The 15,098-nt window shown below is 61.0% G+C and carries 15 protein-coding genes and 1 tRNA gene; 9 read left to right on the top strand and 7 right to left on the bottom strand.

The window, feature by feature from the left end; genetic code table 11:
- Window positions 1-24 precede the first annotated feature (24 nt).
- Window positions 25-642, top strand: a complete 618-nt coding sequence (locus AC6IW9_RS12590) for a sce7726 family protein (RefSeq protein ID WP_497764058.1) — start codon at window positions 25-27, stop codon at window positions 640-642.
- Here the strand turns inward: AC6IW9_RS12590 and AC6IW9_RS12585 are convergent.
- Both AC6IW9_RS12585 and AC6IW9_RS12580 read right to left on the bottom strand, forming a co-directional pair.
- Window positions 591-1,739, bottom strand: a complete 1,149-nt coding sequence (locus AC6IW9_RS12585; RefSeq protein ID WP_497764057.1) for a beta family protein — start codon at window positions 1,737-1,739, stop codon at window positions 591-593. The two genes, AC6IW9_RS12590 and AC6IW9_RS12585, sit on opposite strands and share 52 nt — an antisense overlap.
- 50 nt (window positions 1,740-1,789) lie before the next feature.
- A complete protein-coding gene (locus AC6IW9_RS12580; protein ID WP_497764056.1) occupies window positions 1,790-2,026 on the bottom strand; it encodes a hypothetical protein in 237 nt (78 codons plus the stop codon).
- 399 nt (window positions 2,027-2,425) lie between these two features.
- Between AC6IW9_RS12580 and AC6IW9_RS12575 the strand changes: the two genes are divergently transcribed.
- From AC6IW9_RS12575 to AC6IW9_RS12565, 3 genes are all read left to right on the top strand, one after another.
- Window positions 2,426-2,755: a hypothetical protein gene (locus AC6IW9_RS12575; protein ID WP_497764055.1), complete on the top strand. Its 330-nt coding sequence runs from the start codon at window positions 2,426-2,428 to the stop codon at window positions 2,753-2,755.
- A gap of 91 nt (window positions 2,756-2,846) precedes the next feature.
- Window positions 2,847-4,382, top strand: coding sequence for an efflux RND transporter periplasmic adaptor subunit (locus tag AC6IW9_RS12570; RefSeq protein ID WP_497764054.1), 1,536 nt, complete (start codon window positions 2,847-2,849; stop codon window positions 4,380-4,382).
- Entirely contained in the window at window positions 4,379-7,561 is a 3,183-nt protein-coding gene (locus tag AC6IW9_RS12565) for an efflux RND transporter permease subunit (protein ID WP_497764053.1), read from the top strand. Before AC6IW9_RS12570 ends, AC6IW9_RS12565 begins: the two co-directional genes overlap by 4 nt.
- A 30-nt stretch (window positions 7,562-7,591) precedes the next feature.
- On the opposite strand, the gene AC6IW9_RS12560 is transcribed toward AC6IW9_RS12565, so the two are convergent.
- Window positions 7,592-7,750, bottom strand: a complete 159-nt coding sequence (locus AC6IW9_RS12560) for a hypothetical protein (RefSeq protein ID WP_497764052.1) — start codon at window positions 7,748-7,750, stop codon at window positions 7,592-7,594.
- A 79-nt stretch (window positions 7,751-7,829) separates the two neighbouring features.
- Window positions 7,830-8,774 (bottom strand): transposase, encoded by a 945-nt coding sequence (locus AC6IW9_RS12555; protein WP_497764051.1) that lies wholly within the window; start codon window positions 8,772-8,774, stop codon window positions 7,830-7,832.
- Window positions 8,775-8,932: 158 nt separating this feature from the next.
- Here AC6IW9_RS12555 and AC6IW9_RS12550 point away from each other — a divergent pair.
- Both AC6IW9_RS12550 and AC6IW9_RS12545 read left to right on the top strand, forming a co-directional pair.
- A tRNA-Gly gene (locus tag AC6IW9_RS12550) sits at window positions 8,933-9,007 on the top strand.
- Window positions 9,008-9,527: 520 nt separating this feature from the next.
- Window positions 9,528-10,169, top strand: coding sequence for a hypothetical protein (locus AC6IW9_RS12545; protein ID WP_497764050.1), 642 nt, complete (start codon window positions 9,528-9,530; stop codon window positions 10,167-10,169).
- 79 nt (window positions 10,170-10,248) lie between these two features.
- Here the strand turns inward: AC6IW9_RS12545 and AC6IW9_RS12540 are convergent, their stop codons facing one another.
- From AC6IW9_RS12540 to AC6IW9_RS12530, 3 genes are all read right to left on the bottom strand, one after another.
- Window positions 10,249-10,755 carry a DUF2285 domain-containing protein gene (locus AC6IW9_RS12540; RefSeq protein WP_497772515.1) on the bottom strand — a complete coding sequence of 169 codons (507 nt, stop codon included), beginning with the start codon at window positions 10,753-10,755 and terminating at the stop codon, window positions 10,249-10,251.
- A 67-nt stretch (window positions 10,756-10,822) separates the two neighbouring features.
- Entirely contained in the window at window positions 10,823-11,032 is a 210-nt protein-coding gene (locus AC6IW9_RS12535; protein WP_497764049.1) for a transcriptional regulator domain-containing protein, read from the bottom strand.
- A 138-nt stretch (window positions 11,033-11,170) separates the two neighbouring features.
- A complete protein-coding gene (locus AC6IW9_RS12530) occupies window positions 11,171-11,434 on the bottom strand; it encodes a DNA -binding domain-containing protein (RefSeq protein ID WP_497764048.1) in 264 nt (87 codons plus the stop codon).
- A gap of 122 nt (window positions 11,435-11,556) precedes the next feature.
- On the opposite strand from AC6IW9_RS12530, the gene AC6IW9_RS12525 reads away from it, so the two are divergent.
- The 3 genes from AC6IW9_RS12525 (at window position 11,557) to AC6IW9_RS12515 (ending at window position 15,098) form a co-directional block, all read left to right on the top strand.
- Window positions 11,557-11,889, top strand: coding sequence for a helix-turn-helix domain-containing protein (locus tag AC6IW9_RS12525; RefSeq protein WP_497764047.1), 333 nt, complete (start codon window positions 11,557-11,559; stop codon window positions 11,887-11,889).
- 861 nt (window positions 11,890-12,750) lie between these two features.
- Window positions 12,751-14,058, top strand: coding sequence for an AAA family ATPase (locus tag AC6IW9_RS12520; RefSeq protein ID WP_497764046.1), 1,308 nt, complete (start codon window positions 12,751-12,753; stop codon window positions 14,056-14,058).
- Complete coding sequence (locus tag AC6IW9_RS12515; RefSeq protein WP_497764045.1) at window positions 14,055-15,098, top strand: hypothetical protein; 1,044 nt, start codon at window positions 14,055-14,057, stop codon at window positions 15,096-15,098. Before AC6IW9_RS12520 ends, AC6IW9_RS12515 begins: the two co-directional genes overlap by 4 nt.

The raw sequence follows: 15,098 nt of genomic DNA, 5'->3' as shown, positions 1-15,098 counted from the left end.
TATCGATTTTAAGGGAGCGAGTTCTTGCAAGAGCCGGGGAACGCCAAACTGCGAGATGGTGACATTCGGAGCCCACTACACAAGTGGCTGCGCGAAGCGCATTGCCATTGCCAAGATACCGCTATAATTCACGAGCTGAAGATTCCTCGTCAGTCTGCGCGCATCGATATCGCCGTTATAAACGGCGAAATATGCGGCTTCGAAATTAAAAGCGATGTCGACACGTTATATCGACTGAAGCGCCAGCAAATCGCATTTACAAACGTGTTTGATCGCGTATCAGTTGTAACAACTATCAGACACATAGACATTGCCGTACAATTAATTCCTCAATGGTGGGGCGTGTTGCTAGTAGATGAGCATGGCATGCTTAATAAGAACAGAGAGGCGATGCTAAATCCATCGTCTGAACTTCATGCCATCGTCAGTATTCTTACAGTCCGTGAAATAGACGAACTCTTGCGTGAGCATGGATACAAGTTGCGGCGGTCAACGTGCCGTAACCTTGTTGTTGAGATTGCCATTAAGGAAATCCAAGAAGATGCGCTTAGGGCGGGTGTTCGTCGCCTATTAAAGGCGCGGGCGTATCGTTATTCATCATCTTCAAGAAGCGCTACAGCGCCTGGAGCTCTATTCGACTGATTAAATAGATGGACGTTAACTTTAGCAGCATGCCAAAATCGAGATGAATTAGCGTCTCGCAAATCACCGTGCGCGGCTCTTCTCATTATATTAGCTCCATAAATGTCTGGCATTGTTTCTATCCCTATTTGTGAAATTATATTCTTAGACCCCTCAACCCATCCACGGTCATCTCTGCTGTGTGGGTGCCTATAGACGAGCCATTTGTCATCTAGAGAGTATACGACGCTAGCGCGCCAGTCGGGCGGAATAAAAGTGCTCTGGCGCTTGATCCTATAGACACCAGCATAGTCTCCGAATAGGAACGGAAATGTTTCGCGCGCCTGACTCCATAACCTCCAATCCAGATTTTCATAGTCCTTCAGTCCATCATGTTGCGGCTGAGTAAATGAATTGCTCATACAAACAGCTCTTACGGCCGCACGTTCAGATATTTCTAGCTCTTGTAGTATTTTGTAAATACTACTTGATACCCACCCGGACCTTCTGTTGATGTGCTGTCGGGACTGGCCACAATCAAATATTATAAGAAGGCTATCTGGAGAGTCTAAAATCGATATTATTTGAGATATGATTCCGTAAATACATTCGTCGACCCCTTCTGATATGCGAATAGCTATTGACTCTCTATGCTTCGAGAGCAGTGACGCTTGCCGAAGAATGTGTCGGGCCTCTTTCGCAGGATCGCTGAATTGTATGACGGGAGTCGCGTTTGGGAATCGTCCTACTATTTCTCTCCAATAACAAAATCCGTCATTTGGTGAAAATATACGCTCTAGAGCGTCGTTGTATTTATATTGAATTTCAGCCTCCTTCCTAATCCGCTCAAGATCATCCTTGTTTTGTTCTTTAGGAATATATGGCGGCGGGGCCGGCTCTTTGCTAATATCCAAAATGAAGCTGCGCGATCCTACAGAAATCTCCGTTTCGTTGCAGGATAACTCAATAGAGCCGGAGTCTTTCCATTGGCCAAGTTCAAAAATTGGCATGAACGCATACTTATCTACGTCGTCCAATTGTCGATAGCCAAGATGCTCAGAAAAGTCTGAACGCAGTGCGGGGAAGTAGGCGTGGCGCGCGTAGTCAATTTTAACCATCGCTGACTCCGTTGAAAATTGTATCTCCGGCCGATAGGCCGGGGATTTGTTTAAAGATTGATCACGTCGCCAATCGGCGCGAACGGCGCATCCGGGAATCTATGCCCGTTCAAGACTTCGCTTGCCCTGCCCTGATTCAGCCCGAGCTTCGCGGCAGCGACCTGTGGAGCGAAGCCGCAGACAAGAACAAGCGTCTTAATCTTCGACGCCAGTTCTACTGTTAGCGGCGGCGCGACTCTCTTGGAACGAGGGCGCTTTGGGAATGTGACGATATTGTTTTCTGCCATGCTGGAATCGTCCGTACAATCCCAGGCAGTTCCGCTTGCTCAGTGAGTCCGAGCATGGTACTTTTCTCATGTCTGAGAATACCCGCAGTGTTCGAAGCCATCGAGGTCGGCGGAACTGGCTGGTTTGGTTGACCTACGATCCGGGCGAGTTGGAGGTGGTGCTCCGCTCGCCCTTTTCGTTCCGACGCCGAAAGCATCGGACGGGCTGAATCTGACAAGACGGGGCGCATCGCGCAAGAGGCGTGTCTGTGGCCTCCACCACTGCTAGATGCAAATAAATTTCTTGACTATGCGGACGGCGTTCAGCGAATCGCGGTTTGATTCGCTGAAAATGAAACTGAGACACTACCGTGGAAGGCGTCAGGTTTACGCTTTCGTTCGGCCGTGATAGAAAGCATCATGTTTCGTCTGCTCCAGGCGATTTTTCCCATGCTCGCGCTGGCCTCCCTGCTGGTCGGCGGCGGGCCGGCTCCGCGCGCCGGTCACGGATGCGACGGCATGAGCGCCATGGCCATGGACGACTGCTACAAGGCCGTCGGAGATCACGGTTCCCACGTCGCCGACGATTGCGCGGCAGTGTCTTGCGCCCAGGTCTCCGCCATCGCCGGCCCGATCGATGAATTCTTCCGCCTGCCCGTCGTCCCCGTGGCGGCGGCGATCGTCGCCACGAGCGACGCCGATCCCGCCTCCCTCATCGGTCCTCCCGACCTTCGACCTCCGATCGCCTGAAGCCGCGTTCGCCGGCTCCGCCGCCGATGCGGCGGAACGGCTTCATGAGCTTCAATGCAATCCGCCGTCGCTGCGGCCGGAGATCGAGATCATGCCTCCTTACGCGCCTCTGTTCGGCGCGCTCGCGCTCGCCGCGAGCGTGACCGCGTCCATGCTTCACGCTTCCCGTTCCGACGCGGTCCGGTCGGACCATCCGATGACGGCCGCCGCGCTCGACGATCCCATTCTCTTCTATCGAGATCCGATGGGCGGCGCCGAGGTCTCGCGGCACCCGCGCAAGGACGGGATGGGAATGGATTTTCTGCCGGTGCGCCGATCGCAGATCGCGCCGCTGCTCGCAAAGCTTCCCGATCCGCCCGCAGCATCGCGCGACGAGCCGCTCTTCTATCGCGATCCGATGGGCGGCGACGATATTTCCGCAGGCCCGCGAAAGGACGGCATGGGGATGGACTATCTGCCGGTCCGGCCGGCCGATCTGCGCGCGATCCTCTCCGGGCTCTCCGCGAAGCCGCGCGCGAAACGAATCCTCTACTACCGCAATCCGATGGGCCTGCCGGACGTATCGCCGGCTCCGAAGAAGGATCCGATGGGCATGGATTATACGCCCGTCTATGAGGGCGAGGACGTCGAGGCCGATGGCGCTGTGCGCATCGCGCCCGGAAAGATCCAGCGCACGGGCGTGCGCTCGGAGCTCGTCCGGCGTCGGCCGCTCGTCGCCAAGATTCGAGTCCCTGGCGCAGTGCAGGTCGACGAACGGCGCGTCGCCGTGGTCGCCACGCGTTCCGAGGCCTTCGTCGAGAAGGTCGCCGACATCACGACCGGCGCGCGCGTCTCGAAAGGCCAGCCGCTCGCGCGCCTCTATTCGCCCGCCATCGCCGCGGCGGCGGCAGATTATCTCGCTTTCACGAACGGTCGGAACGGCGGCGACGCGGCCCTGCTCGACGGTTTGCGCCGCAAGCTCGAGACGCTGAGCGCTCCGCCGGAATTCATCACGGAAATTTCGCGCAGCCGGCGCGTGCCGGCGAGCGTTTCCTGGCCCGCGCCGCGCGACGGCGTCATTCTCGAACGCGCCGCCGTCGACGGAATGAAGGCCGAGGCCGGCCAAGTGCTGTTCCGCATCGCCGATCTCTCGGTCGTGTGGGCGCTCGTGGATGTCGCCGAGCAGGATTATGCGCGGCTGCGCGTCGGCCAGTCTGTCGAGATCAGAGCGCGCGGCCTCCCCGATCGCGTCTTCGCGGGCCGAGTGACGGTGGTCTATCCGCAGATCAATCGCGAGACGCGCACGGCGCGCGTGCGCATCGAGCTGCCCAACGCCGATCTCACCTTGCGGCCGGACATGTATGTCGAGGCGGAGATTCTGGCCGGCGAACCGGAGGCGGTCGTGACCGCGCCCGAGAGCGCAGTGATCGAGACCGGCAAGCGCTCGCTCGTCCTCCTCGACAAGGGCGACGGCCGCTTCGAGCCGCGCGAGGTGACGCTCGGCCGGCGCGGCGAGGGATTCGTCGAGGTGCGGAGCGGTCTCGACGAGACGGACCGCGTGGTGACGGCGGCCAATTTTCTCATCGACTCGGAGAGCAATCTGCGGGCGGCGCTGCAGACGCTCGCGGGAGCGGAGCCGGCGCGATGATCTCCCGCCTGATCGCCTGGTCGGCGCGCAATCTCGTCCTCGTCTTCCTCGGCGCCGCATTCGCTGTCGGGGCGGGAGCTTACGCATTGCGCACGCTGCCGCTCGACGCGCTGCCCGATCTCTCCGACGTGCAGGCGATCGTCTACACGGAATATCCCGGCCAGGCGCCGCAGGTGGTGGAGGATCAGGTCACCTATCCGCTGACGAGCGCGATGCTGACCGTGCCGCGCTCCAAGGTGGTGCGCGGCTTCTCCTTCTTCGGCGTCTCTTTCGTCTATGTGATCTTCGAGGACGGCGTCGATCTCTATTGGGCGCGCTCGCGCGTGCTCGAATATTTGAGCGCCGCGGCGAAGAAGCTGCCGCAGGGCGTGACGCCCGCCCTCGGACCGGACGCCACGGGCGTCGGCTGGGTCTATCAATATGCGCTCATCGCCGAGGAGATGACGCTCGCCGAGCTGCGCTCGCTCCAGGATTGGACGCTGCGCTACGGTCTCTCCAAGGCCGAAGGCGTGGCGGAAGTCGCGAGCGTCGGCGGCTTCGTCAAGCAATATAATGTCGTCGTCGATCCGAACCGCCTGCGCGCGCTCGGCGTCTCGCTGAAGCAGCTCCGCGAGGCGATCCGCGCCAGCAATACGGATGTCGGCGGCCGCACGGTGGAGCTCTCGGAATTCGAGTTCATCGTGCGCGGCCGCGGCTATTTGAAGAGCGCCGCGGACATAGAGCATATCGGCCTGCGAGCCGATAACGGCACGCCGCTGCTGCTGCGCGATGTCGCGCGCGTGGAGCTCGGGCCGGACGAGCGGCGCGGCGTCGCCGAGCTCGACGGCGAGGGCGAGGTGGCGAGCGGAATCGCCTTGCAGCGCTACGGCGTCAATGCGCTGAGCGTGATCGACAATGTGAAAGCCGCGCTCGCCCGGCTCGCGCCCGCCCTGCCGAAGGGCGTGGAGATCGCGACCGTCTATGATCGCTCCGAGCTCATTCACGCGGCGATCGAGACATTGCGCGGAACGCTCGTCGAGGAGAGCGTCATCGTCGCTTTCGTCTGCGCAGCGTTCCTGCTGCATCTGCGCAGCGCGCTCGTCGCGGTCGTCATGCTGCCCATCGGCGTGCTCATCGCTTTCGCGGCGATGAGGGCGATCGGCGTCGGCTCGAACATCATGAGCCTAGGCGGCGTCGCCATCGCCATCGGCGCGATGGTCGATGCGGCGATCGTGATGATCGAGAACGCCCACAAGCATCTGGAGCGCGCGCCGCCCGAAAAGCCCCGCGCCGACATATTGATCGAGGCCGCGAGCGAGGTCGGGCCGGCTTTGTTCTTCAGCCTGCTCGTCATCACCGTGTCCTTCCTGCCGATCTTCACGCTCGAGGCGCAGGAGGGAAAGCTGTTCGCACCGCTGGCCTTCACGAAGACCTTCGCCATGGCGGCGGCGGCTCTGCTCTCGGTGACGCTCGTTCCCGCCCTGATGGTGGTCTTCGTGCGCGGAAACATCGCGCCGGAGGCGAAAAATCCGATCAATCGCGTGCTGATTTTTCTCTATCGCCCGATCATCGCCCGTGTGCTGAAGGCGAAGAGCGCGACGATCCTCCTCGCCATAGTCGCGGTCGTCGCGACGATCGTCCCGGCGCGCGAGCTCGGCGGCGAGTTCATGCCGACGCTGAACGAGGGCGCTCTGCTCTATATGCCGACGACGCTGCCCGGCCTCTCCGTCACCAAGGCCGCCGAGTTGTTGCAGACGCAGGACCGCATCATCAAATCTTTCCCCGAGGTCGCGTCCGTCTACGGCAAGGCGGGCCGCGCCGCGACGGCGACCGACCCGGCGCCGCTCGAAATGTTCGAGACGATCGTCAATCTGAAGCCGAAGGACCAATGGCGAGCGGGAATGACGACGGGCAAGCTCATCGCCGAGCTCGACGCCGCCCTGCAATTTCCCGGCGTCTCCAACGCTTGGACGATGCCGATCAAGGCGCGCGTCGACATGCTCGCGACGGGCATTCGCACGCCGATCGGCGTGAAGATATTCGGCCGCGATCTCGTGCAGATGGAAGGTCTCGCGCGGCAGGTCGAGGCCGTGCTGAAGCGCGTTCCCGGCACGGCGAGCGCCTATGCCGAGCGCGTCAACGGCGGCTATTTTCTGGATATCGTTCCCGACCATCCGGCGCTCGCGCGCTATAATCTGATGATCGGCGACGTGCAGGAGGTGATCGCGACCGCGCTCGGCGGCGAGACGATCACGACGACGGTCGAAGGGCGCGAGCGCTATGGCGTCAACATCCGCTATCCGCGCGAGTTCCGCTCCGACCCGCAGACGATCGCGAGGGAGGTGCTCGTTCCGCTGCCGCGCGGCGGCGCCGTGCCGCTGGGCGAAGTCGCGACGATCGATCTCATGCGCGGGCCGACGTCGATCCGCACGGAGAACGGCCAGCTCGCGGTCTATGTCTTCGTCGACGTCCGCGACCGCGATCTCGGCTCCTATGTCGCGGAGGCGCAGAAGGCCGTCGCGCAATCGATCGCTCTTCCCGCCGGCTCCTATGTGACCTGGAGCGGGCAATTCGAGTATATGCGGCGCGCCGAGGCGCGACTGAAGATCGTCGTTCCTCTGACGCTCGCGATCATCTTCCTGCTGCTCTATCTCAATTTCCGCCGCTTGACGGAAACGCTGATCGTGATGGCGTCCTTGCCTTTCGCGCTCGTCGGCGGCGTATGGGCGATGTGGCTCGTAGGCTTCGACGTCTCCGTGGCGGCGTCGGTCGGCTTCATCGCGCTGGCCGGCGTCGCGGCCGAGACCGGCGTCGTCATGCTGATCTATCTCGATCAGGCGATGAGGGAGATCGCCGCCGAGCGCGCCGCGCAAGGGCGCGCCTTCACGCGCGCCGATCTGCACGAGGCGATCATGCTCGGCGCCGTCGAGCGCGTGCGGCCGAAGATGATGACGGTCACGGCCATCATCGCCGGCCTGCTGCCGATCCTCTGGAGCGTCGGCGCGGGCTCGGAGGTCATGCAGCGGATCGCCGCGCCGATGATCGGCGGCATGGCGTCCTCGACGGCGCTGACGCTCGTCGTCATTCCCGCGATCTATGCGCTCGTCAAAGGCTTACGCTTGCCCGGCGCCGATCGGCTCGGCGGTCGAGCCGTCGTTTCGGCGCCGTCCGTCCAACGTGGACTTGGCGGAGACCGATAGCGCGACGGATCTCGGGCGGCTTCGGCGCATTTAGAAGATGGCCGTGGGAGCAAAACGGCCCGGACTATGGCAAATGTCGTTCGACGAGGGCGTGGACTTGCGTCGATAGCGATGACCTCGGCGGAGCGCCTTGGTCGGCGCGGCGTTCCAGGCGACGAAGCAGCGCTGGAACGCCTCGGCGTCGAGCATGGCGAAGATATCGCCGAGGCCGCGCAATCTGCTCTCGATCGCTCCACTCTCCCGCCCGAATCAGAAGATGTCGACTGGTTCAACATGAAAAGCGATCTTTCGCGCCGTTCACCCGCCCATGAAACCACCGCGCCAGAACGCTCTCCGGCTGGAAGCGCAGCCAGAACCAGGCGAGCTCCACCAGGCACGCCCGCAGCCGCCGGTTGCCGTCCTTGCTGATGCCCTGCTCGCGCGCCATGCCGCCACTCGCAAAAGGCGTCCCCGTCAGACCGGCATAGGAGCCGAGCGCGCGCCGATTGGAAAAGCTTCGAGAGAACGCCTCGCGAACCAGCAGCGTCGCGCTCTCGACGCCGATCCCGCGCAGGCCGCACAAGTCGCGGATCATCCGCTCGCTCGCATACGCCGGCTCATCCTTCTTCACCACCGCGTCGCACGCCGTCTCTATCGTCTTGATCTGCATCACGACCAATTCCAGCCGATCGAGCAGCCGCTCGATCCGCGACAGCGCCGCCTCTGGAAGCGCCGCCCCGTCCGGCTGCCGAAGCTCGGCCAGCTGCTTGCGCCGGTCGCGCCGCAGCCCCTTGAAGCCGCAAATCCCCACGGTTGCCAGAATGCCGTCGATCTCGTTCAGGATCGACCGGCGCTCGCCGATCAGATCCTCCCGCTCCCGATGCGCCCGCCGCGCCCGCCGATCCACCGGCAGGCTCGACGCCTGCATCACATGGACCTCGGCCCCGCGCCGCATCAGGAAGCGCGCCAGCCAGAAGCCGTCCCGACCCGCCTCGTGCGTCACGACCACCCGCGCGATCGGCTTGCCGGCCGCGGCGCTGCACGTCTTCAACGTCTCGAGCAGTGTCGCCAGAGCCGGCCCGTTCGGCTCGACGACATATTTCGTGTGCTTGCGCGAGCCAGGGACTTGGACCGCGACAACCCATTTCTTCGAGCTCGGCTCCAATGCTCCGATCAGCGTGCTATCATAATCCAGAGCGGCGGCCGCAAGCGCTCGATCCACAATCGGGCGCATCTTCGGGATTCCTTTCGGTTCGAACGACAAACCGAACCCTACCCCGTCTCGGCCGTCGCTCGTCCCCATGGAATCTGGGCTATCGAAGGAAGACTGTTGCAATGACATTTCGTTTACGGCATAAGGGCGCACGGTCGCGCTACGGCGCGATCAAGGATGCGGGTGTAGCTCAGGGGTAGAGCACAACCTTGCCAAGGTTGGGGTCGAGGGTTCGAATCCCTTCGCCCGCTCCAAAATTTACGTGTTGTATCAATGACAAGAGTAGTCTCTATTCACGACGCTCTTGCTTACATTCCGGTTCTTATCGGCTGCTGTAAGCGTATTGTAAGCACGGAAAATGCGACAGCCGTTTAGGGGTGGGATGTCTCTCCCTACATCGTCGGACCTATGGCGCAGCGTAGGGAAAAGCTCCCAATCAGCACCCTTCCCTGGTGTACGGCATAGCGGAAATGCGCCACGACCCGTGGCCTGCCGCCGTGACGTAAAGCGCGCTGGTCCGTCGTCCGGCGCGGCACCTCCGAATCCCAATAATAGGAGAGGTGCGGCCGTGTGAGAGAAGACCGCTCAGCGGGCAAGCTGGCACATCGAAAACCAGCAATTCTAAATTGCCCTGGCCGGGTTGCGCTTTTTCGGTTTTCGTAGGCTTGGCTTTCTGATCAAGGTGGGGTGCGGATTCTCGACCGCCTCCCCGCCGGGCTGCCTGACGCCTGCGCCGCCTTTCCCGACAAGCGGAAGGGCGCAGGAGACTATTCGATGGCCGATATCGGCCTGTCGGCCTTTTCCTTGTTCTTCAGGCAAATCGGAGTCGTTCCTCGCCTATCAGCGCTCGCTCAAGGAGGGACGCAAGTCTGCAATTGCCAGACGCTTCGGCATGACGAAGATTCCGACCGACAATCACCTCCGCTCGATGCTCGATCCCGTACCGCCCTACTGCCTACAATCCTCGTTCGATCAGGCACCCCGGTCCTGCGCGAGACCGCCGGCATGAAGGCGTTCGAGCGCCTCGACGACAGCGCCCTCATCGAGCTCGACCGAACCGAATCTTTCTGCTCGCAGAAGCTCGGCTTTCTGCACCGCCAGACGCGCAAGCGCTCTAACGGCAAGACCAATTTCTATCACTCCATGCTGGCGGCGACGATCGTCTTGCCCCGCCACAACGTGGCCCTGCCGCTAATGCCCGAGTTCATCGTCAAGCAGGACGGCGATCGAAAACTGCTCGCAGGGAGGCTGAGCATTCGCGCGGCTTCATGCGTCCGGACGAAGCGCGTGGCGCCTTCGGGTGATTTGTCGCGCAAGAGACGCCTCCGTAGCGGTGAGGTGCGCCGCAGGGACGCCGCGGCGTTTCGAGATCACCGTGGCGGAGAAGAGAAGCGCAGGGGGAGGACGAAGTTTTGAGGCCGGTCCGTGTCCCCCTTCGACGCGGAGTTTCCTCGTGCTCGAACGTCAGCGACGTGGGGAGAATGGCGTGGTGCGGTTAGCCCCCACGGAGCAGCCGCTTGTAGCCGCCGTTCATCAGCGCGATGGAATCGTGGATGAGACGGTTCGCCTTGCGGCGCGTCGGCGAGTTCTTCCACTCGATGGCGGGAAGTGTGGCATCCTCGGCGTCGATCAGGGACGCGGCGATATCGCGTGGCCCCGCGCCGCCGAGCCGAAAGTCGAGCACATGCAGCAACAGGATGAGACGCGCGCGTCGTTGCGCGGTCAATTGCAGAGCGCGAGGAAGGGGCCCCGCGGCGCCACCTTGAAGGAGGCGTGCGAACCGCGACGCGCTTTCGAGCCGGATTTCGAGCGACGCGTCGAGCGGTAGGATGATCGCTGGACGGCTCGGCGCGCCGTCATTCATCCAAAGATGAATCTCGCCTCGGGCGTTGTGAATCACGACTCGCCTGTCGCCGTCGTCGGACCTGTCGGCGACGACGTTGCCAAAGGCGGTCGGAGCGAAGGTCGCATCCGCCGCGAAGCGGGGCGGCGCCGAAGCGATGATCAGCGTGCCGGGGTCGATCTCAGGGAGCCAGAGCGCTGGCTCCCTTCCTGCGGGAGTTTCCGGGTCATGAGCGAAACTGCAACCCCCAGCGACGCGCGAGGCTCGAAAGGGCGGTCGCTTCGTCGACGGCGCCGTGTTCGATCCGCCTCAGCGTCTCGCGATGATCCTGGCGATATTCCGGATTCCGGCGCAGGAATTCGAGGGCGAATCCGGAAGGGGCGAGCTCGTTCAATTGCTTGATAGAGTCAGGAGATTTCCAAAAATTCGTCGGCATGAAGCGCTCCTCGGCTTGGCCTCGTAGCTCGAGCGGCGACTTCGACGATCCCGGAATGGCAGAACCAAAACTAGCCCAAAGGGTTGCATCGCGTGCCGCGAGCGCCCATGACCTTTTTATGGCAGGCGAGAAGAGAGACTATTGCGGGCGCGTGCCCAAGAGCTGCCGGTAGCCGGCTGCGGACATCCATCTCGCCCTGGCCAAATGGCTCTTATGGATGACCTTCGCCCGTTCCGGCTCGCGCTCCGGATCGATCCCGAATATCACCGCGACGACCTCGCGCCAGTCGGCGCCTTCTTCGGCGGCGTCCAGCAGTCGCAGGTAGGTCGTGAGGTGACGTTCGTCGTAGGCGTTCACGTGATCGGTGAGGGGCGGACGATCTTCGAAGGCTGGCGTGCTCATTGCGGACTTGCCTGTCGCTCTATGCCGGCGAATTCATGGCGAGTAGGCAGGATTATATCTCGAGATTGATTGCGGTTCTATTCCGACGGTGATGCAATCGGCGCATCGCGTTACGCGCTGGGATGCAGGACCCACCGGATCGGCGGAAGCCCAACGTAGCATGGTCGCGGACGAATAGGAACGTTCGTTCCTGGAATGAACGTTCTCGACTCGGCTTCCATGCGACGATGGAGATCGAGGAGGTCATAGCGGCGAATGTGCGTCGCCTGCGTCACGCAAGGAAATGGACGCAGGAAGCGCTTGCCGAGAAGGCGCAACTGAGTTCTCGCTATGTCGGTGCGATCGAGCGCGCCAATGTGTCAGCGAGGGTGGCTATTATAGGTCGAATCGCTGACGCATTCGGCGTCGAGCCCGCCGATCTTTTCAAGCGGAACAGGCCGAAAGCTCGCGGTTGAGGTCGGCGGACGACTCGAGACCGGTCGGAACCGGCGCAACTTCCGCCAAAAACCTCCGCTTCGCCATGACGCCGGTGCGCATGGCCACGTCGGCGATGAGACGCTGCGGAATGGCGGGGGCTTCTCCCGTTTCAGGCGGCCGAAATTTTCTGGAATTGCGCATGGTCGGTTCTGCTTCGGCGGCGTTTGCCCGCGCCCGCGCAGTTCGTCGACAAGGGCGGGGTAGCGCGCGACGCAGGGCCGACGCACTGGCGTCGCCCATCATTCTGCGGCTATGGTGAGCGCCGACGCGATCGCCGAAAGGATGTTTGATGACCAAATCGACACTCGTTTCGAACGGAAGGATGGCGCCGCGCCGCCGCCACTTGTCTGCCCTCCAAGCGCGAGGGTCGTGTCGTAGACATTGTGAGGAACACGATCAGGGGGGCAGAGGTCAGCCTTCCTCGCGTCGCTTGGCTGGACCCCCGAGCAGCCTCGCGCGGAGGAAAGGCGAGAGGCCAAGCGGAGAGACGCTTGAGCTGCAAAAGGCTCACGACACGACTTGAGCGATAGCGGGTTTGCCGAAAATGTCCATGAGGCGCCAAGAGCGGTCCCAGCGATCTTGCCCGCCCGATGACCGAAGTCGACCCTAGTAGTCATTCATGGTAGCTGCTTCTAGGGTCCTCACTGAAACGAAGCTGCCTTTGACAGTGACGTAGATCCATTCTGGATCATCGCCGCGTCGGCCGTCCAGACATCCATGCCAAAAAGATGTTCGAGCTGGTTGGACGACTACGGTGAAGCCAAAGTCCCGGCGTTGAACTATATCTTGGCTAATGCTCGGGTGACGCACAGGCCAAGATGTCGTTGTGCCGAGCGCGTGTGACGCCGTTGCAATTGAGAGGTCACAAAAAGATGTTTCGAGTAAGTGCGCTGACATGGAGCCGGTATCGAGCCTTCAAGGAACGGCAGCGCGTCGAGCTTGCGCCGATAACGATCATTATCGGTCGTAATGGCAGTGGCAAGAGCATCATTTCCCGTCTGCCGCTCCTCCTCGCGAGCGCCATATCAAAGGATCCAAACGGGCCGCTTGACTTGACCGCCGGCGGGGTCGATCACGCCTCCTCGTTCCAGGACCTTGTGAATATGAGAGGCGCACTACCCTTTTCCGTCGGCTTGGAGGTCAGGGACAACGACGAAACTTTCGGTTTCGAGGCTACTCTGCGACACGTCGCAGAGACGCGCTCGCTCGTGATAGAGCGTTTCGTAATCATTCAAGACGGGACAGAAATGATCGTCGCTGAGATCGCAAACGAGGAGCAATTTACCGCGACCGATCCAGTTTACAGCCTTACCGGACACGAGCTTGCCCCTATTTCCCGCGCCTTGAGATTTGCAGGCCTATTTCCCTCGGCGGCTGGGGGAGAATTGGGAGAGCGCATCGCGACCATTCAAGGCGTCTTCCAGTCTGCCTTACCCATGCCATCTTATCTGGGGCCATTCCGGGCCGAGCCAATGCGGTTCTCGCGTCTTCCAAGCCAGAGCATCCGTGCACTCGGCCCACGCGGGGAGCGGGCGCTCGAACTGCTCGCCGACGATCGCCTCCGTCACGCCGGACAATTGACCAACGAAGTTAGCGCCTGGTTTGCCAAGGCGATGGGGCAGAGAATCGCGGTCGATGTTTCAAGTGACCAATCCAAGATATTCGTCAAGGACATAATCTCAGACCTTGAAGTCAGCTTCGCGGATACGGGTGCTGGCTTTTCCCAAGCGCTTCCGGTCGTCGTGCAGCATTTTGCACACCGGATTGGACGTCTTCACTCCTCGATTCTCATCGTCGAACAGCCGGAGCTTCACCTACATCCAGCCGCGCATGGCGAACTCGCCGACCTATTAATTGATACTACGAATCCGGATGCACAGCACGAGCAGTTAACCTGCATCGCCGAGACGCATTCCGAACAGTTTATCATGCGGATTCGTCGCCGAATTGCGGAAGGCCTAGACCACAATAAGGTGACCTTATGGTCGCTCAATCACCGCGAAACGCAAGAGCAGGAACCAGAGCCGCTGCGCGTGATTAATTTTGATCGCGCCGGCAACCCCGACGCATGGCCGATTGGCGTATTCGAGGAAGCACTAAACGATCTTACCGAAATGCGGAGAGCGAGCCGAGCGCGGGGCCTATGAGGATCATCATAGAAACAAAGACACTCGGAGATCCTAAATGGTACCCAATCTTCGACGTGCTGCTTCTCTTCGTTGAGGACAAGCGTCACGCAATCGCCCCCGAGGGCATTCCCGATCTTTTGGCAAGCGACTGGCTGCGCGGGCGCGCAAGAGCCGACCGAGACTTGGTTAGACACGACACCGTTCGCCAGTCGAAGGATTCGCTCGCAGACAAGAACTCGGTCACGATTGACGCGAGTTGTTCGAGGGGCGGCAGAGTCGACGTCGCAAAGGCAGATACCTGTCTTCATCCGCTCGATGCGATCATGTTCCTGTCGCTTCCATTCAGCGTGATCGTCGAGAATGAATGGTATGATGGTAGTTTTCTCCTTTGGATGGCGAAGGCGCTCGGTTTCAACCGATTCCTCGCGGCACACCGAGAGCGCCGCTTACAATTCCGGCACGCGGGCGGCAAAGACTCCCTGGTGCGATCGGCCAAGATTATCTCGCAGGGCGTGTGGCCTAGGGACGACGGTGCTCATACCTATGCGCGACGGCTCTGGGCCTGTATCGTGATGGACAACGACGCCCGATTTCCAGGCGATGATCCCAACGCTTCCATTCGTGCGGAGGCTGAGCCGCACGTCGCTTTCGTCAGGCAACTTCGCCGCAGGTCTATAGAGAGTTATCTTCCTGAAGCTGCGATGCGCAATGTCGATTCCTCGACCGAATTCCATCTGCGCATTGGCGCGCTTTTCCGATTAACGGAGGACCAACGGGCACACTATCATATGAAGAGAGGATTCAGGTTCGGCGGAAACCTATCGCCTGAAAAAGGGGAATATCTTGCAAGCAACGACATTTCGAATGGTGAGAAGAGCCTTTTTCAAAGCGTCGATGACAATGACTGGATTCAGCTTCGCGGTGGCTTTGGACGAAGGCTCGCAGATGCCTATGTGGAAACACGGCATCGACCCAACTGGAACGATAAAATGCTGACCAGCAAAAAAGACAAAGCCGAGATACTAGGTATTCTCGAAGCAATCTATATGAGGATATAG

The organism is Methylosinus sp. shoA, assembly GCF_059718125.1.
This window is presented reverse-complemented; position numbering and strand designations above follow the sequence as displayed.